18 protein-coding genes are annotated in these 17,639 nt (G+C 67.2%); 5 read left to right on the top strand and 13 right to left on the bottom strand.

All coding sequences use genetic code 11. The annotated features are described in order from the left end of the window. Positions 1–50 precede the first annotated feature (50 nt). Positions 51–806, top strand: a complete 756-nt coding sequence (locus AC1DMA_RS08240) for an SDR family NAD(P)-dependent oxidoreductase (RefSeq protein ID WP_478124636.1) — start codon at positions 51–53, stop codon at positions 804–806. An 18-nt stretch (positions 807–824) separates the two neighbouring features. On the opposite strand, the gene AC1DMA_RS08235 is transcribed toward AC1DMA_RS08240, so the two are convergent. Beyond that, positions 825–1,649 carry an SDR family NAD(P)-dependent oxidoreductase gene (locus AC1DMA_RS08235; RefSeq protein WP_478124635.1) on the bottom strand — a complete coding sequence of 275 codons (825 nt, stop codon included), beginning with the start codon at positions 1,647–1,649 and terminating at the stop codon, positions 825–827. Positions 1,650–1,724: 75 nt separating this feature from the next. Here AC1DMA_RS08235 and AC1DMA_RS08230 point away from each other — a divergent pair, with 75 nt between their 5' ends. Next, positions 1,725–2,543 carry a FadR/GntR family transcriptional regulator gene (locus AC1DMA_RS08230; protein WP_478124634.1) on the top strand — a complete coding sequence of 273 codons (819 nt, stop codon included), beginning with the start codon at positions 1,725–1,727 and terminating at the stop codon, positions 2,541–2,543. On the opposite strand, the gene AC1DMA_RS08225 is transcribed toward AC1DMA_RS08230, so the two are convergent. After that, positions 2,464–4,137 (bottom strand): AMP-binding protein, encoded by a 1,674-nt coding sequence (locus AC1DMA_RS08225; RefSeq protein WP_478124633.1) that lies wholly within the window; start codon positions 4,135–4,137, stop codon positions 2,464–2,466. The genes AC1DMA_RS08230 and AC1DMA_RS08225 overlap by 80 nt on opposite strands. After that, positions 4,134–5,108, bottom strand: a complete 975-nt coding sequence (locus AC1DMA_RS08220) for a Bug family tripartite tricarboxylate transporter substrate binding protein (protein WP_478124632.1) — start codon at positions 5,106–5,108, stop codon at positions 4,134–4,136. Before AC1DMA_RS08220 ends, AC1DMA_RS08225 begins: the two co-directional genes overlap by 4 nt. 59 nt (positions 5,109–5,167) lie before the next feature. Here AC1DMA_RS08220 and AC1DMA_RS08215 point away from each other — a divergent pair, with 59 nt between their 5' ends. After that, the gene (locus tag AC1DMA_RS08215; protein WP_478143870.1) at positions 5,168–7,723 is read left to right on the top strand and encodes a CaiB/BaiF CoA-transferase family protein; all 2,556 of its coding nucleotides are present in this window, start codon (positions 5,168–5,170) and stop codon (positions 7,721–7,723) included. Between the two features lie 17 nt (positions 7,724–7,740). On the opposite strand, the gene AC1DMA_RS08210 is transcribed toward AC1DMA_RS08215, so the two are convergent. The 6 genes from AC1DMA_RS08210 to AC1DMA_RS08185 are packed head-to-tail and all read right to left on the bottom strand — an operon-like array spanning position 7,741 to position 12,586. Beyond that, positions 7,741–8,712: a Bug family tripartite tricarboxylate transporter substrate binding protein gene (locus AC1DMA_RS08210; RefSeq protein WP_478143869.1), complete on the bottom strand. Its 972-nt coding sequence runs from the start codon at positions 8,710–8,712 to the stop codon at positions 7,741–7,743. Next, positions 8,709–9,299 (bottom strand): nuclear transport factor 2 family protein, encoded by a 591-nt coding sequence (locus tag AC1DMA_RS08205; protein WP_478124629.1) that lies wholly within the window; start codon positions 9,297–9,299, stop codon positions 8,709–8,711. Before AC1DMA_RS08205 ends, AC1DMA_RS08210 begins: the two co-directional genes overlap by 4 nt. Positions 9,300–9,301: 2 nt before the next feature. Next, on the bottom strand, positions 9,302–10,276 hold the full coding sequence (locus AC1DMA_RS08200; RefSeq protein ID WP_478143868.1) for a Bug family tripartite tricarboxylate transporter substrate binding protein: 975 nt from the start codon (positions 10,274–10,276) through the stop codon (positions 9,302–9,304). Between the two features lie 51 nt (positions 10,277–10,327). Beyond that, on the bottom strand, positions 10,328–10,720 hold the full coding sequence (locus AC1DMA_RS08195) for a Zn-ribbon domain-containing OB-fold protein (RefSeq protein WP_478143867.1): 393 nt from the start codon (positions 10,718–10,720) through the stop codon (positions 10,328–10,330). Further along, positions 10,717–11,898, bottom strand: coding sequence for a thiolase family protein (locus AC1DMA_RS08190; RefSeq protein WP_478124626.1), 1,182 nt, complete (start codon positions 11,896–11,898; stop codon positions 10,717–10,719). The genes AC1DMA_RS08195 and AC1DMA_RS08190 overlap by 4 nt, the downstream gene beginning before the upstream one ends. 4 nt (positions 11,899–11,902) lie before the next feature. Then, complete coding sequence (locus tag AC1DMA_RS08185; RefSeq protein ID WP_478124625.1) at positions 11,903–12,586, bottom strand: nitroreductase; 684 nt, start codon at positions 12,584–12,586, stop codon at positions 11,903–11,905. A 130-nt stretch (positions 12,587–12,716) separates the two neighbouring features. Here AC1DMA_RS08185 and AC1DMA_RS08180 point away from each other — a divergent pair, with 130 nt between their 5' ends. Next, positions 12,717–13,694 (top strand): Bug family tripartite tricarboxylate transporter substrate binding protein, encoded by a 978-nt coding sequence (locus AC1DMA_RS08180; protein WP_478143866.1) that lies wholly within the window; start codon positions 12,717–12,719, stop codon positions 13,692–13,694. A gap of 18 nt (positions 13,695–13,712) precedes the next feature. Here AC1DMA_RS08180 and AC1DMA_RS08175 read toward each other — a convergent pair whose 3' ends face one another. After that, a complete protein-coding gene (locus tag AC1DMA_RS08175) occupies positions 13,713–14,276 on the bottom strand; it encodes a DUF2889 domain-containing protein (RefSeq protein WP_478143865.1) in 564 nt (187 codons plus the stop codon). Then, positions 14,273–15,580 (bottom strand): CaiB/BaiF CoA transferase family protein, encoded by a 1,308-nt coding sequence (locus tag AC1DMA_RS08170; protein WP_478143864.1) that lies wholly within the window; start codon positions 15,578–15,580, stop codon positions 14,273–14,275. Before AC1DMA_RS08170 ends, AC1DMA_RS08175 begins: the two co-directional genes overlap by 4 nt. Positions 15,581–15,665: 85 nt before the next feature. On the opposite strand from AC1DMA_RS08170, the gene AC1DMA_RS08165 reads away from it, so the two are divergent. Continuing rightward, complete coding sequence (locus AC1DMA_RS08165; protein ID WP_478124621.1) at positions 15,666–16,184, top strand: nuclear transport factor 2 family protein; 519 nt, start codon at positions 15,666–15,668, stop codon at positions 16,182–16,184. A 6-nt stretch (positions 16,185–16,190) separates the two neighbouring features. Here AC1DMA_RS08165 and AC1DMA_RS08160 read toward each other — a convergent pair whose 3' ends face one another. Both AC1DMA_RS08160 and AC1DMA_RS08155 read right to left on the bottom strand, forming a co-directional pair. Then, positions 16,191–17,339, bottom strand: a complete 1,149-nt coding sequence (locus AC1DMA_RS08160) for a CaiB/BaiF CoA transferase family protein (protein WP_478143863.1) — start codon at positions 17,337–17,339, stop codon at positions 16,191–16,193. Next, a complete protein-coding gene (locus tag AC1DMA_RS08155; protein ID WP_478124619.1) occupies positions 17,339–17,638 on the bottom strand; it encodes a hypothetical protein in 300 nt (99 codons plus the stop codon). Before AC1DMA_RS08155 ends, AC1DMA_RS08160 begins: the two co-directional genes overlap by 1 nt. Position 17,639: the final 1 nt, after the last annotated feature.

Here is a 17,639-nt window from a genome sequence, read left to right as displayed (position 1 = left end):
TGCCTATACTTCGTTCCTCAATCCATGTTTCACGAAGGAGCCGTCAAGCCATGCCGACCCAGAGATCCGTACTCGTCACCGGCGGCGCAGCCGGCATCGGCCTGGCCATCGCTCGCGGCTTCGTCGGGCTGGGGCACCGCGTGCTGTCGGCGGATGTGAGCGAAAGCGTTCAAGCCGCGGCGGACCGGCTGTCCACACCGCACGCACCGGTGCATGCGCAAGTGGCCGACATCGGGAACGAAACGCAGGTGCTGGGTGTCGCGGCACGCATGAAGGAACTGTTCGGCGGCGGCGACATCCTGGTCAACTGCGCCGGCGTCTCCAGCAAGCGCAACGGCCAGCCCGTTCCACCCACCGAGGTAACGACCGCAGACTGGGAGCGCGTGCTGCGAGTCAATCTCACCGCGCCATTCATTCTTTCGCGCGAGTTGATCCCGGGCATGCGCCAGCGGGGCTTCGGCCGCATCATCAACATCGCCTCGCGCGCCGGACGCACTTTCGTGGCACCGGCCGGCGTCGACTATGCCGCCTCCAAGGCGGCCCTGATCGGACTCACGCGGCACCTGGCGGGCAGCTATGCGCCAGATGGCATCACCGTCAACTGCGTCGCGCCGGGCCGGATCGAGACTGCACTGTCCTCGCTTTCCAGTCCGGAAGTCATCACTGCGGCGACCCGCGCGATTCCGATGGGGCGGCTGGGGCACACGGACGAAGTGGCGGCTGCCGTTCTCTTCCTTGCGAGCGAACAGGCGTCCTACGTCACCGGCACGTGCGTGGACGTGAACGGTGGCGTGTTCATGGGCTGAGACAGCCCATGAGCGACCTCACGATGGCGTCAATACCTGCCCACCACACACCGAGATGCACTGCCCCGTCACATAGCCCGACAACGGCGTGACCAGGAACTCCAGCACGTTCGCGCAGTCCTCGACTTCGCCGAAGCGGCGCAGCGGGATGCGCTTGAGTTCCTTCTCGTTCTGCATGCCACGCTCGGCCGCCTGCTTGCGAATGCGCTCGGTCATCATCGAACCGGGCGCGATGCAGTTGACGCGAATGCCCTCTGGACCGAGCTCGTGGGCGAGATATCGCGTGAGAGTAAGCAGCGCTCCCTTCGCGATGGCATAGGGCGCGAGGCGCCCGGCGGCGCGCGACGGGTCGAGCGCGGCCAGGGTGGCGATATTCACGATCACGCCGGCACCCTGCGCGCGCATCGCGGGCAATACCTCCTGGCTGCAGAAGAGAGCGCTGCGGTAGTTCACGTCCAGCATCGCATCGCTGTCCTCGTCCGGCATCTGCGAGGCCAGGCTGCGCTCGACCGGCGTGAAGGCCCCACCGGCGTTGTTGACCAGGATGTCGATGCGGCCGAACTCCGCCATCGTTCTTTCCACGAGGGCGCGCGCGCCCTCGCGCCGACGCAGGTCGCCCTGCACGCCGATGCTGCGGCGGCCCAGGGCGCGGATCTCTTCGGGTACACCCGATGCCGTGAGCCCCTCGCCGAACTCCCGCGCGGACTCAAGGTCGATGTCGGCGACCACCACATCGGCGCCCAGTTGCGCGAGCCGCAACGCGTATGCGCGCCCGAGGCCGCGCGCGGCGCCGGTGACGATGGCCACCTGGCCTTGCAGCGTGGAAGTGATGGCGTTTCTCATTGATCGATCATATTATTGGTCCAACCATTAGGTCAATGTGCGGCAGACATGCTCGTTGCCGCTACGATCCGCCTCATGCCCAACTCCCTCGACCGCGACGACTTCGACGTTGTTCCCATCAATCCGCAGCGCATCTTCCAGGAGGTGGCCAACCAGTTGCGGCGCCTGATCTCGGAAGGGAAGCTGCGTCCCGGCGACAAGCTCCCACCGGAGCGCGAGCTGGCCAAGCGCTTCGGCGTCAGCCGAAATACCATGCGCGAGGCGCTGCGCGCGCTTGAACTCAGCGGCCTGATCGAGTTGCGACTGGGCGCAACCGGCGGTGCCTTCGTGCTGCCGGGCAGCTCGAACGCCGTCGTTGCGGGCATGCGCGATCTCTACTTCCTCGGCGCGATCACGCCGCAGCACCTGACCGAGGCGCGCATCGCGGTGAGCGCCGCGGTGATCCGCGTAGCCTGCGAGCGCATCACCGACGAGGAGATCGACGCACTGGAGGCCAACGTCGCGGCCGCCGCGCGCGCGAAGCAGGCCGGCGATTTCGAAGAGCGGACCCGGCACCACCAGGCCTTCCACGTGATGCTGGCACGGACCACGCATAACCCCGTCCTGATTGCGACGACCGAAGGGATCATGGAGATCACCCGCCAGTTTGTGAAGGCGATCGGCCCGACCGAGCAGCAGGACTACACGCATCCTTCGCGCAAGCGGCTGCTCAAGCACCTGCGCGCGCGAGACGCGGAGAAGGCGGTGTCCGAGATGAGTTCGGCGCTCACCAAACTGCACCGCGGCTACATGGTGAATGCCGACACGCCCGACGCTAACGCGCCAGCACTACGCCGGCCGCCTCGCGATCCCAGGCCTGCGAAAGCCCGGCCTCGAGCTCCTGGCGAAGCCTGAACTTTTCCACCTTCTGGCTCATGGTAGTCGGCAGCGCTTCTCGGAACTGGATGTAGCGAGGCACCATGAAGTAGGCCATGTTGCGCTGGCAATGCGCGACCAACTGCAGCTCGTCGAGCTGCGCGCCGGGCTTCGTGACGATCACTGCCGCCACCTCCTCGTCGTTGCTCGCCGTCGCCACCGGGAAGACCGCGGCGTCGGCCACGCCGGGATGCGTGGCGATGATCTGCTCGACCTCGAAGGCCGAGATGTTCTCGCCGCGACGACGGATGCAATCCTTCTTGCGGTCGACGAAGTAGAGGTAGCCGTCGGCGTCGCGCATGCCCCGGTCGCCGGTGTGGAACCACAGGTTGCGGCGTGACGCCAGTGTGGCCTCGGGCATCTTGTAATAGCCCATGGTGCCGCGCCAGGGTTCCTCGAAGCGCAGCACCATCTCGCCCGGCTCGCCCGTTGGCAGCTCGAAGTCGTCGTCGTCCACGATGCTGACCTGGACGCCGCGCCTCGGCCGTCCGATGGAGCCGAGCTTGTCGCGCGGGTCCCACTCGGTGAAGGACGTGACCATGCCGTAGTCCGACAGTCCGTAGTTGTTCATCGCCCGCAGGCCGAAGCGCTCCTCGAACTCGGCCGCGTACTTCGGCGTCGGTGCCATGCTGACCAGTCGCAGGCAGTTGTCGGCATCGGCGGGCGACGGGGGTTGGCTCCAGAGAAAACTGGACATCGCGCCGAGAAAGTTGGTGATTGTCGCCTTCGCTTCTCGGATCTCATCCCAGAACCTCGACACCGAGAAGCGCCGAGACATCACCACCGAAGCCCCGCAGACCAACGCGGCGCCCGTGGCTGCCAACAGCGCGTTGTTGTGAAAGAGCGGCAGACACACGTAGAAGATGTCTGATGCACGGTAGCCCTGCGCCTCGGCCGCACTGGTGCCATAGGTGAGCGCCGCGGCCTGAGACAGCATGCTCCCCTTGGACGGACCAGTGGTGCCAGAGGTGTAGGCGATCAGCACCAGGTCGCAGAAGCGCGGCTCGATGGCGGGAACGAAGGGCGTCCCGGGGGCGCGCTCGACCAGTGCATGGAAATCGGCGACCTCGAATGCGCCAGCCGATTCGATCGGAGTTTCGCCCTCCTCTCCCGTGCGCACCACGATCACGCGCTTGAGCTGCGGCAGTTCCGGAAGCACTTCATGCAGGCGCGAAGCGAGCGTCGCATCGACGAGCACTATTTCGCAGTCGGACTGGCCGAGGTAGTAGCGCAGCAGTTCGCCGCGCGCGGCCGTGTTGACCGGCACCGATACTGCGCCGATCTTGGCAATGGCGAGAAACACCGCCAGATGCTCGGCCGAGTTGCCCATGAGCAGGCCCGTGTGCCCGCCACGCCTCACGCCGAAGTCCTGCAACGCATGCGCGGCGCGGTCGGTCCAGGCGTCGATCTCGCCGTAAGTGAAGGTGCGGCCGGTGGCCGTCTCGGTCAGGAAGACCTTGTCGCGCGATCGTTGCGTGAATCTGGCGAGCATCTTCGGAAAGGTCAGCTCGCGCAGGGCGTAGGTGTCGGCGGTAACGGCGTTCGGCTCCATGCCAGGGGTCTTCGGACTCATTCGGGCGTGATGTTGTTGCGCTTGATGACAGCGACCCAGCGCTCGTTGTGGCGAGTCAGCAGGGCTCCGAACTCCTCGGGTGTGCTGCTGGTGGCAGTGACGCCGGCCTTCTCCATGGACTCGCGATAGTTGGCGTCGGCCACTGCGACCTTCATCGCCGCGGCGAGCTTGTCCACCACGGGCTTGGGCGTGCCAGCTGGTGCGACCAGGCCGAAGAAGATCTCGATCGTAAGGTCCGGTTGCCCGACCTCCGTCATCGTCGGGAACTGCGGCAGCGCCGGCTCGCGCTTGGGCGTGGTGACTGCGTAGCCCTTGAGCTTGCCTGCCTTCACTTGCGGCGTGGCGGCCGAGGTGGAGGTGAACATGAGGTCGACTTGCCCGCCGAGCTGCGCGTTGACGCCTTCGATCTCGCCTTTGTAGGGCACATGCAGCAGGTCGATCCCGGCGGACTGCTTGAGCATCTCAGCCAGCAAGTGCGGCGCGCTGCCATTGCCCGAGGAAGCGATGCTGATCTTGCCCGGCGAGGCCTTCGCGAGCTTGACCAGTTCACCGAAGTCCTTGGCGGGCAGGTCGGCCCGGGAGGTCAGCGTCCACGACGAGATCGCCGCCAGGCTCACCGGCGCGAAGGCCTTGCGCGGGTCGTAGGGCGGGTTCTTCGTGACGTGGGGCGTGACGCTCATGGGGCTGTTGCCGCCCCACCCCAGCGTGTAGCCATCGGGCTGGGAGCGCGCCACGACACCCATGCCGATCATGCCGCCCGCGCCTGCGCGGTTCTCCACAACGAAGGGCTGGCCGAGCTGCTTCGACAGCAGCGTCGCAATCATGCGGGCGGACAGGTCGGTGGCGCCGCCCGCAGAGAACGGCACGATGATCGTCACAGGCTTGGAAGGATAGGCGTCCGGGCCCTGTGCGAACGAAGTCGCGGCGGCCACGAGCATCGCGGCGGCGGCGAACAGGCGGGCGGTCTTCATAAGATATGTCTCCTGGGTTCTCTCTGGTGAAAAGCGCGAGTGTCCCTATAATATTCTAAATGGTCCAACCATTCAATGATTCTGACAATCCTGGCCTGTTGCAGGGTCTGCGGATCCTGGAACTGTGCGAGCCGGAGGCCGAGTACTGCGGCCTTCTGCTCGCCGGGCTCGGCGCACATGTCACCAAGGTCGAGCCCCTCGCCGGCGCGGCGTCGCGGCGCATGCCGCCACTCTCGCAGGACGGGCGCTCCCTCTTTTTCCAGGCCTACAACCGCGACAAGGACTCGGTGCTGCTGGACCTGCCGGTCGCGCCGGCACGCGCTTCTCTGCTTGCGCTTCTGGTAGAAGCCGACGTCTTTCTGTGCGGCGGCCTGGCGCAGGTGGAATTCGCCACCGGGCTCGCGCTGCCAGATCTCGCCCGTCACTTCCCCGGTCTGGTCACCGCGCGCATCACCCCGTTCGGCGACGACGGTCCATGGAAGGACTTCCGCGGCAGCGACCTGATCCACCTGGCCCTCGGCGGGGTCATGATGAACACGGGCTATGACCCCGATCCCAAGGGCGACTACGACTTGCCTCCGATCGCACCGCAGGCCTTCCACGCCAGCCACATCGCGTGCGAGCAGACGCTGATCGGCATTCTTGGTGCACTGATGCACCGCGAACGCACCGGAGAGGGCCAGGACGTGAGCTGTGCGATCCACACGGCGGTGTCCGTCTCGACCGAGATGGACCTGATGTCCTGGGTGATGCGCGCCGCCCACCAGCGGCGGCAGACCTGCCGCCACTCCGCCGAGTTGCCCAATATCACCACGTCGCTCGCGCAGACCAAGGACGGGCGCTGGAACCTCGGCTGGATGGTGACTGCTGCGGAAGAGAAGAAGCTTGTCGAGTTTCTATCGTCCCGCCGCATGGCCTACGACCTCACCGGCCCGGATCCGTTGCGTGACCCCAAGAAGCGCGACGTGCCAGGTGCCACGGCCTTCGATGAGCACAAGGCCCATGTCTTCGAGGTGGTGCAGCGCTTCGTGCGCAGCTTCCGGTTCCGCGACCTGCCCTGGCAAGAGGCGCAGGCGCACGGCCTCATGTGGGCGCCACTGCGCAAGCCGCACGAGAATCTCGAGGACCCGCACTGGGCTGCCCGTGGCACTTATGCGTGGATCGACGGGCTGCCCTATCCGCGCAGCAAATGGATCGGATCGACCACCTCATGGGTGGCCGATCGCGCCGCGCCGCGGCCCGGAGAGCGGCGGCCGCAGCAAGGCTCGACACCGCACAGCGAAGCGCCGGCCGCCCGCAAGGACAAGGTGCCTGACGCCATGAGCGCGCGTTCCCGGCGCGGCAGGCCCTTTGCTCTGCAGGGCATCCGCATCCTCGACTTCTCCTGGTTTCTTGCCTCCGCCGGCGGCACGCGCATGGTGACGGCGCTCGGCGCGGAATGCATCAAGGTCGAATGGAAGGACAACCTCGACAGCCGTCTGGGCGCAATGGCTCCGATCGGTGGTCGCGAAGCGCACCAGCATGCCACCGGCCCTTTGCAAGGGCTCGACGACCCAACCATGGGCGGGCACTACAACCACAAGAACGCCGGCAAGCGCGGCCTGTCGCTCAATATTCGCGACCCGCGCGGCCTCGAGATCGCGCGGAAGCTGGTAGCAATCAGCGACGTGGTGGCCGAGGGCTTCTCGCCCGGCGTCATGGACCGCTGGAGCCTGGGCTACGAAGCGATGAAGAGTATCCGATCGGACATCGTCTACGTGCAGCAGTCGGGGATGGGCGCACACGGGCGCTATGGCCGCATGCGCACCGTCGGCCCGATCGCCGCGGCATTCACGGGTATCAGCGAGATGTCCGGCCTGCCCGAGCCCGCGCCCCCGRCCGGTTGGGGGTATTCGTACCTCGACTGGATGGGCGCCTACGGCTTCGCGCAGGCCATCCTTGCAGGCCTGCTGCACCGCGAGCGAACCGGCCAGGGCCAATGGATCGATGCGTCGCAATGCGAGTCCGGGTTGATGCTCACAGGCGTGCAATGCCTGGAGTGGGCGCTGCAGCGCAAGCCCTTCACGCGCACCGGCAACCGATCGCCCTACGTGCCCGCGGCGCCCCATGGAGCCTATCGCTGCGCGGGCGAGGACCGCTGGATCGCGATCGCCTGCTTCGACGACCGGGACTGGCACGCCCTGGCGGGCGCCGCTGGCGAGCCCGAGGCCCTGCGCGATCCGCGCTTCGCCACCCTCGCCTCACGCATCGCGCAACAGGACGCGCTGGACGAAGCGGTGGAGAGCTGGACCCGCACGCAGGAGCGCTACGCCTGCATGGCGCTGCTGCAGTCGCATGGCATCGCGGCAGGCGTGTGCCAGACCGCGGAAGATCGGTGTGAATTCGACCCGCAGCTTGCGCAGCAGCGGTGGATGACCGAGGTGACGGCGCCGCGCATCGGCACATGGCCCATCACCGAACTGCCCGCGCGGCTGTCGAAGACGCCGAGCCATGTGGGCGGGTTGCCGCAGCGCGGCGCGCCCGTCTATGGCGAGGACAACGAGTACGTGCTGGGCGAACTGCTCGGCTACGCGGGATCGGAGATCCGCGCCTTCGAGCGCGACGGCGTGATCTGACCCGCGCGCCCGCCGCCTCAGTCGAGGTGGATGTCGGTGGACTGGATGAACCTCTTCCAGCGCGCGCTGTCGGCCTGAATGGTCTTCTGCAGATAGGCCGCGCTCGTGTCTTCGGCCGGGTCCACGCCGATGTCGCGCATGCGCTGGCGCACCGCGGGATCGGCCAGCATCTTCGCGATCTCCGCGTTCAGGCGCTTCACCGCTTCGGGCGGGGTACCGGCGGGCGCGCAGATGCTGTACCAGGTATCCACCACGAAGCCCTTCACGCCTTCCTCCTCCATCGTCGGCAGCTCGGGCGCGGCGCCCAGCCGCGTGCGGCCGGTGACGGCCAGTGCACGCAGCCTGCCGCTGCGCACCTGCGGCAGCACCGAGGTGTCGACGAACAGGAAGTCGATCTGGCCACCGAGAAGGTCCACGATGGCCGGACCGCTGCCCTTGTACGGCACGTGCACCACCGGCGCACCGGTGAGCTGGCGAAACATCTCGCCCGAGAGGTGCGGCGTGGAACCGTTGCCGGCCGAGCCGTAGTTCGCCTTGCCCGGATTGGCTTTGGCGTAGGCGATCAGGTCCTTCACCGAGCGCACCGGGCTGGACGCATTGACCACCAGCACGTTCGCATTGGTGAAGATCATCGACACCGGCGCGAAGTCCTTGAGCGGATCGAAAGGCAGCCTGGAGTACAGGTGCGGGTTGATGGCCATGGTGCTGTTGACGGCCATCAGCAGCGTGTAGCCGTCCGGCTGCGCCTTGGCCACGTAGGCCGCGCCAAGCGCGCCATTGGCGCCGCCCTTGTAGTCGACCACGATGTTTTCGCCGAGCCTCGGGCTGAGCGCCTCGCTGACGATGTTGCCGAAGGTGCTGCCCATGCCCCCCGGCGGATAGGGTACGACGAGCATGACCGGCTTGTCGGGATAGGCAGCCAGCGCGGGCCACGCGGCGCCTGCAGCCAACGCTGCGAACGTGCAGCGAAGGAATTGCTTTCGGTTCATGGTCGGATCCCCAACGCCTTGCGTTCCTGGAAGATGAAGTCGTCCTGGTTGCGCCGGCCGGTCTGCTGCGAGGCGGGCGGCGTCGGCAGGCCGGCGGGCACGGGCACGAACTGCTTCCAGTCCGCCACGAGCGTGCGTCGCGCGATCTTCCAGCGCCGGTCATCGCGCCGCTCGAAGCGATCGACATAGCGCGAGCAGGTCATGAGGTCCATGCCGCCGCCGTCCGCGCCTGCCTTGCCGCCGGCGAGTTGGTCAAGCGCCGCGCGCGCCTCGGCCGGGTAACGCTGGGTGGTTCGAACGTAGGTCTCCACCAGCGCGAGATCGGGGCCGGCGAACTCGATCAGGAGATTGCTCACTGCATGCATCGAGAAGGGGATGGCCGCGTGGCGGCTGCGGATCCATTCGACCAGCCCGTCAACCGGGCCATCGTAGGCGCCATGCATGTCGGTCGCATCGGGATGAAAGACGTCCCGAATGCCGCTGAAGTCCAGCCGGTCCACCGCGCGGCACCAGCGGTACATGCAGTCCTGGATCTGCATGCGGTCGGCGATTCGCTCGGGCGAGTAGTCGTCAAGGGTGTTGTTCATCATCACTCCGCCTCGATGCCCGCCTTGGCGATGACGCCGGTCCACAGCACATGATCGCGCTTCATCATGTCGCCGAAGCTCGCGGCATTGCCTGCGTTCGGGAACATGCCCAGGGCCTTGAGCMTGGCCTGCACCGCGGGCTCGGCGATCGACTTGTTCAGCGCGTCGTTGAGCTTCGCGACCACGGCGCTCGGCGTGCCCGCCGGCGCCGACAGTCCGAAGAAGGCGTTGACCGCAAAGTTGGGCAACGCCTCCGAGATTGCCGGCACCTCGGGCAGCAGCGGGCTGCGTTTCTCGCTCGACACCGCGAGCATGTGCACCCGGCCCGCGCTCACGAAGGCATTGATCGCGTCCGAGGGCGTGGTCAGCGCCACCTTCACATCCCCGGCGAGCACCGCATTGACGGCCTGTGCCGCGCCCTGGTAGGGCACGAAGACCATCTTCAGGCCGGCCGCCTGGTTGAAGGACTCGGTCGCCAGGTGCGCGAGCGAGCCACGCCCGGCCGACGAAAACTCGAGCTTGCCGGGATTGGCCCGTGCGTAGTCGATGAACTGCTGCATGTTGGTCGCCGGCACGACCGGATTGACCAGGAACACCATCGGCGTGGTCGCGATCAGTCCCACCGGCGCGAGGTCCTTCTGAGAATCGTAATTGGCCGTCTTCTGCAGCATCGGCGTGGTCACGGTCGAATTGCCCACCTGCAGCAGCGTGTAGCCATCGGGTGGCGCGTTCTTGACGAACACGGTGCCCATCGAACCGCTCGCGCCGAGGCGGTTCTCCACGATGATCGGCTGCCCCAGGCGACGCTGCATCGGCTCCTGCAGCGTGCGGATGAGCACGTCGCCGGTGCCACCCGCGGCGAAAGGCACGACGATCTTGATCGGCCGGCTCGGAAAGCTGTCGGCCTGCGCGCTACCCAGCGCCAGCGCGGAAAGCGCGAGCGCCGACAAGGCCAGCCATTGGCGTCGGAACATCATGGGTTGTCTCCTGGAATCGTGTATTGAAGAAATGCAGAGGCCGCGCGTCCTTCAGCCTGCCGGTTTGAACACCGGAAAGGCGCGCCGCGAGTCGGGATGGCTCCAGTCCACCTCTACCGCCTGGCCGATGGCCAAGTCGTCATAGCGCGCATGGATGCGGGCGAGCATGCGCGGGCCCTCTGCCAGGCGCACGAGCGCCATTGGGTAGGGCACCGCGTCGGCCAAATGCGGCGGCCCGACGCGGCTCAGCGTCAGCGCGAAGATCGTGCCGCGGCCGCCGGCCTCGCGCCACTCCACGCCGCCCTCGCTCCAGAGGCTCTGTGGGCGCGGGTAGAACTGGGCGCGGCCGTTGCCGCGGTCGAACTGCAGCATCAGGCGGCCATCGCGCAAGCCTTCGAAGAAGGAGGCGCCAACGTCGGGGGGAAGATCGATCGTCATGCTCATTGGCTTCTCTCCAGAAGCATCACCGTGCTGGTGCCCCAGGTGCGGGCGTACTGGATCACGCCGATGCCCGAGAGCATCGCGTTGCTGGCATCGCCCACCTGGCGCGCGCCGGCCTCGCCGAACATCTGACGCAGGCACTCGACGAGGTTGACGCCACCGCCGGCGAGGCCGGGCTGGCCGGCCGAGATCTGGCCACCGCCAGTGTTCAGCGGCAGCTCGCCGCGCCAGGTCATGTCGTGCGCCATGACGAAGGCACCACCCTCGCCCGGCCCGCAGAAGCCAGTTTGTTCCAGCTGCAGGATCAGCGCGATCAGGAAGTCGTCGTACCAATGCAGCATCTTCACGTCGCCGGGCTTCCAGCCCACGGCGCCGAAGGCGCGCGGAGCGACATCTGTGAAGCCGGTGCGCAGCATGTCGCCGCTGGACTCGGTCGGATCGAAGTTGATGCGCTCGGCATAGGCGATCGGGTGCACGAGCTTCTGGAAGCCCATCTCGCGTGCGCGCCGCGTCGACATCACCAGCACCGCGCTTGCGCCGTCGCAGCGCATCACGCAGTCGAGGATGCGCAGCGGGTCTGAGACGATCTTCGAGTCGAGGTACTCGCGCTCCGTCAATGGCCGGCGCAGCACGTCGCAGGCGTTCTCGTTGAGCAGCGCGCCCTCGCGCTGCGTCACCGCCAGCCGCGCCAGCGCGTCGTGCGGCAGGCCGTAGCGCTGGTCGTACACATTGGACAGCAGTGCGAAGGCCGACAGCGGGCCCGCGTAACCGGCCGGGTCGCAGTACTCGGTGCGATGGCCCGATTGCACCGAGCGGTCGACGGTGGACACCGCGTCCGACGCGAGGCACAGCACGATGTCGCACAGGCCTGCCTGGATGGCAGCTGCCGCGCGCGCGATATTCCCACCCGATGAGGCGCCGCCGATTTCGGTGGCCTGGCACCAGGTGACCGACAGGCCCAGCCCTTCGGCCAGCAGGTTGCTGTAGAACGGGTTGCCGCCTTCGCTCATGGCCAGCGTCGTGGCGAAGCCGTCGATGCGCGAGCGCTCGATGCCTGTCTGCGCGATCAGGCGGTCGATGGCTTCGCCGGCCAGCGATAGCGCGGTACGTCCGCTCCTGCGCACCAGCTTGGTTTCCGCGTAGCCGACGATCGCGATGCTGCGGTCTGCAAGGGTCTTCATGTCGTCACGCTCCCACGAACTGGACCGCCTGCCCGAGTGGCGCGCGCGAGGTGCGATAGCTGTTGGCAGGATGCTCGGTGTCTTCGTAGCCGAAGGAGATGCCACACACCATCAGGCGCTCCTTCGCAATGCCGAGCTCCTCTTTCACCAAAGCGCTCTGATGCGCCAGGGCGGCCTGCGGAATCGCAGCCAAGCCATGGGCTTGCATCGCGAGCAGCACCACCTGCACATAGCCGCCCACATCGACCGCACCATAGACGCCGAGGCCCGGGTCGCTGGTCAGGATGGCGACATGCGGCGCGCCAAAGAGCCGGAAGTTCTCCAGCGTCTGGCGCGCATAGCCTTCCCTGTCTCCGCGCTCCACGCCGACCGCGCTGTAGAGCTGGAACCCGCATTCGCGCCGGCGCTCCAGGTAGACGCCTCGGTACTCCTGTGGAAAAGGAAAGTCGGTGCCGCCGCCCTCGCCCGCGCGCTCGGCTTCGAGCAGTTTGGTCCGCAGGCGCTCGGTCGCCTCGCCCGAGGTCACGCTGACTTGCCAGGCCTGCGAGTTGCACCACGAGGCGGCTCGCTGCGCCGTGCGCAGAACGGACTCGATGGTGGCGCGCTCCACCGGCGTCGAAAGAAAGGCGCGGCAGCTGTGGCGCTGCGCGAGCAGCGAATCGAGCATCTGGGCCGGCGTGAGGTTCATCGTGTGGTTGGTTATAGGTTGCATATTTAAATGGTAGGACCAATATAATGGGGTATCCATGCCGAGTCAATCAGTCGAAACGGCTGACGGCGTCCACGGATCTTTTCCCCACTCGATGAAGGAGACACCCATGACCGATTGCCGCATCCGGCGCCGCACGCTGCTTGCCGCCGGCGCAGCCATCGCCGTCCAGCCCCTTTGGGCGCAGGAGCCGTTCCCGTCGCGCCCCATCAAGATCCTCGTGGGTGCTGGCGCCGGCGGCACAACGGATATCACCGCCCGCCTGGTGGGCGACAAGATGGGCAAGCTGCTCGGCCAGCCCGTTGTGATCGACAACAAGCCGGGCGCCTCGGGCACGCTCTCCGTTGCGCAGACAGTGCGCGCGCCCGCCGACGGCTACACGCTGGTGTGGGTGGGCAACAGCGTGATGGCGATCTCGCCCTTTCTCTATAAGAATCCCGGCTACGACGTGAAGACGCTGATCCCGGTGGGCCAGGCCACCACCTCGGGTTTCATCCTGGTCGCATCGCCGACGCTCGGCGTGAACAATGTGAAAGAACTCGTGGCCTACGGCAAGGCGCATCCCGGCCAGTTGAGCTTCGGCTCCAACGGCATCAACGGCAGCCTGCATCTGCTTGCCGAACTGCTCAAGAGCGAGGCCGGCTTCGACGCCCTGCATGTGCCTTACAAGGGCGGGGCCGAATCCGCAAGCGCCATCATGGGCGGCAACATCCAGTTCCTGTTCGACGCGCTGTCGTCCAACATTCCCCTTGTACGCTCGGGTAAGCTCAAGGCACTTGCGGTGACCGGCCCGCAGCGCGAGAAGGAACTGCCCGAAGTACCGACGATGGCCGAGCAAGGCTTTCCCGGCATGACGACCGAGGTGTTCTTCGGCCTCGTGGCGCCGCCCGGAACGCCTCATGCCGTGGTGACGAAGCTCAACGACGCGATGGGGCAAGCGCTGACGGATCCCGCCGTCCGCGAGGCTCTGCAGCGTTCGGGCAACGAGCCGAAGTTCAGCACGCCGCAGCAGTTCCGCGCGTTGGTCGACAAGGAAGGCGCGCGCTTTGGGGCCTTGCTGCAGTCAAAGGGCATCCAGCCGGAATGAGCCAAGGCGCGGCGGCGCTCAGGCGCCGCGTCCGCCCCAGCGAATGATTGCGGGCTCGCCCCCGCGGCGCAGGCCGTGACAGCTGCCCAGCAGGCGATCTCCGGACTTCGGGTCGTCGATCGGCTCGCCGCGCCGCGCGCGCCGGCGTTCGAGGGCAGGGTTGATCGCCTGCAAGGCGGTAGTGGCCATAGGGCCGAGCAGTTCGGTCAAGTGCGTGCAGCCGTGTTCACCAGAGAACATCGCCTTCACAGCCTTGGTGAAGCCGCCTTTGATCTGCAGCCCAGCCAATTGAGCGTAGGCCGCATTGATGCCATCGCAGTCCGCATAGGGCACCTGGTGGGAGCAGGCCTCCGCTGCCACGATGGTGAAGCGGTCGTCCAGCGTGATGCGCAGCGACATCAGGTGCACCGGATCGCCCGCCTTGCGCGGTGCATTGCCGCGCGAGCCGTCCTGGTCGTGCGTGCGCACGTCCGACAGGCGGCCCTCGATGTCGAACAGGCCGTCCTCGCGCTCCCACCCCGTGCATTCCACCCGGCGCGTATGCAGCAACGCGCGGGGTGCCGCGGGCGAGAGCTGCTTCATTCCGCCGCCGCCTCCGCGGCAGCCTGCACGGGCCGGCGCGCTGCGGCCGGGTCTAGCGCGCCGCTGGCCCGAAGTGCAGCGATGCGCGCGTCGTCGTAGCCCAGCACCTCGGCCAGCACCTCGTTCGTGTGCTGACCCACCGCGGGCGCGGCCTGCGGGTCGGCCAGGGGCGTGGCGGAGTAGAGGATCGGCAGTCGCACATTGGGAATCCAGCCCAGCGTGGGGTGCTCGACGCGGGTCACCAGTCCGCGCTCCTTCGCCTCGGGCGACCGCAGCGCATCGCCGACGCTGCGCACCTCGCCGCACGGGATCTGCGCGGCTCGCATGCGCGGCTGCCAGTATGACCACGGGTGCTGCACGAACAGCTCTTCAAGCAGCTTGAAGATCTCCTCGCGCTTGCCCATGCGCCCATTGCGGTCCGAGTAGACCGGGTCGTTCGCCAGTTCGGGCATCTCGAGCACCTGCTCCGCCAGGCGATGAAAGATCTTGTCGTTGCCGCAGTTGATATAGAAGGGCTTGTCCTGGCTCATGAACACGCCCGACGGGCAGGTGTCGGGGCTGGTGTTGCCATGGCGTTGCGGATGCGCGCCGGTGTAGAGGTGCTGCATGGCGGCGTAGCCGGTCATCAGCACCGCGTTGTCGAAGAGCGCGATCTCGATCTGCTGCCCTTGCCCGGTACGCGCACGGGCCAGCAGCGCGCCAAGAATGGCATTGCAGGCCATCATCGCGGTGCTGATGTCCACCACCGGCGACAGCGTGCGCACGCCCTGCCGGTCGGGATAGCCGTTCATCGAGATGAAGCCGCTTTCCGCCTGCGCGATCGGATCGAATCCCAGACGATCGCTGAAGGCGCCCTCGCGCCCATAGGCCGAGACGGAGCAATAGATGATCTGCGGATTGATCTTCTTCACGCTTGCATAGTCGAGGCCGAAGCGCTCCATCACGCCGGTGGAGAAGTTCTCGCACAGCACGTCGGCCTGTGCGATCAGTTCCTTCACCACCGCCACGCCGTCCGGGCTCTTGAGGTTCAGCGCGACGCTGCGCTTGTTGCGATTGCCCCATGCATAGGGCGCGCCCTGCGCCGGGGCCTCGGCGGGCACCGGCGGGTAGTGACGGAATTCATCGCCGCGGCCGGGTGTCTCCACCTTGATCACGTCCGCGCCCATGTCGCCAAGAATCATGGTGGCGAAGGGGCCGGCGAGGAAGTGACTGAAGTCGATCACGCGGATGCCCTCCAGCGCCACGGGCGCATCGGCAGGGCGCGGCGTATGCACCGGGAAGTCGTTTTCGAGGCGTTCGAACATGGAAGGCGGCCTTAAAGTATCATTGGTAAGACCATTATACTTGCCAGATTCTCGCGCCGTCAACGCATTCACCCGAGGAGCACGCATGTCAGAGTCCGACCCGTCGGTGCAGCGCCTGCTGGCACTACAGGCCATCGTCGAAACCAAGGCGCGCTACTGCCGCTACATTGACACCAAGCAATGGCCAAGGCTGGCCTCGCTGTTCACGCCCGACTGCCGCTTCGAGGGATTGGGCTCGGCGCCCGCCGGCGCCGATGTGGCCACGTTCGTGCAGGGCGTCTCGACGCGCCTGGCGAACACCATCTCCGTGCACCACTGCCACATGCCGGAGATCCGCTTGCTCGGACCTGGTCACGCGCGCGTGATCTGGGCGATGGAGGACTACGTCGACTGGACCGACGGCAGCACGGTGAAGGAGGCGCCGGGCAGCCGTGGCTTTCGCGGCTACGGCCACTACGAAGAGGAGTACCGCGCGGTAGACGGCGAATGGAAGATCAGCTTCCTGCGCCTCACGCGGCTGCGCATCGATCCCGTCGACGCGGCGCAGCCCTCGGCGTTGAAAGGCCAGCGGCAGGCGAAACCCGACTGGCTCGACATCGACTGAGGCCCCTCAGACCACCGCGCCGCGCGCGATCAGCGCGTCGATTTCGCTCGCCGGCAGGCCCCACCCTTGCAATGCGGCCTTCGCATCGACCCCCGGCGCGACGCCGGCCTGAGGCATTGCGCTCGGCGTACGCGAGAAGCGCGGTGCAGGCGCCGGCTGCACATGGCCGTCAATCTCGATGAAGGTCTGGCGCGCCACGTTGTGCGGATGGGCTGCGGCCTCGCGCAGATCCAGCACGGGCGCAAAGCAGACCTCGGACGACTCCATCAGCGCGCTCCACTCGTCGCGCGTGCGCCTGCGGAATATCGCGGCCAGTCGCTCGCGCAAGGCGGGCCAGTTCGCGGGGTCGCCGCGATCCGGCAGGCGATCGCGGTCCATGCCTGTGATGCGCAGCAACTCTGCATAGAACTTCGGCTCGGCCGAGCCGACGGAAACGTATTTGCCGTCCTTCGTCTCGTACACGCCATAGTGCGGCGCCGCGCCGCCGAGCGTCGAGCGCCCGCGGCCCGGCCACTTGCCGCCTGCCATGTAGCCGTAGAAATAGGTCATCAGCGACGCGGCTCCGTCGACCATCGCGGCATCGACGACTTGGCCCCGGCCCGAGCGCGCGGCCTCGATCAGCCCGCAGGCGATACCGAAGGCGAGATACATGCCGCCGCCGCCGAAATCACCCGCCAGGTTCAGCGGCACCACGGGAGGTCCCTCCGCCGGCCCGATCGCGTCGAGCACGCCGGCCAAAGCGATGTAGTTGATGTCGTGGCCCGGCGCCTGCGCGAGCGGGCCCTCTTGGCCCCAACCGGTCATGCGGCCRTAGACCAGGCGCGGATTGAGCGAAAGGCATTCGTCGGGTCCGAGGCCCAGGCGTTCCATCACGCCGGGACGGAAGCCCTCGATCAGCGCATCGGCCTCGCCGATCAGCCGCCGCGCAAGCGCCACGCCATCCCCGGTCTTGAGGTCCAGCGCGATCGAGCGCCGGTTGCGGTCAGTGAACCAGTAGCGCTGCGGCATCGGCCGCGCAGCGGGTTCGGGTCGGTCGATGCGCAGCACCTCGGCCCCCATGTCGGCGAGCATCATCGCGGCGAAGGGGCCGGGCGCGAGGCCCGCCATTTCAACGACCCGCAGCCCCGCCAATGGGCCCTGGCGCACGGCGGCCATCAATGCGCCCCGGTGGCACCGACCGGCACGACCGTCTCCATCTGCCGCGATGCGCGCGTACGCACACTGCCCGGCACTGCGCGCACGCAGGTGCCGGTGCCGTCCACGCGATAGCCGCCGCCGGGCAGTTCATCAAGCAGGCCGCCGGTCGCGGTGAGCAGCATGTCCCACAGCTCGACCCAGGCGCCATCGCGCTCCTCCTCCCACACGTAGCGGGTGACGCGATAGGTACGGCCGCGCGCGTCTTCGACGTCGAACTGGCGCTCGGCCACGGTTCGGGTGGCGGGGGTGGTATTCATC

The organism is Variovorax sp. 05N34 (assembly GCF_056397405.1).
Note: the sequence above shows the minus strand (reverse complement) of the source record. Positions and strands in the feature narration are given on the sequence as shown.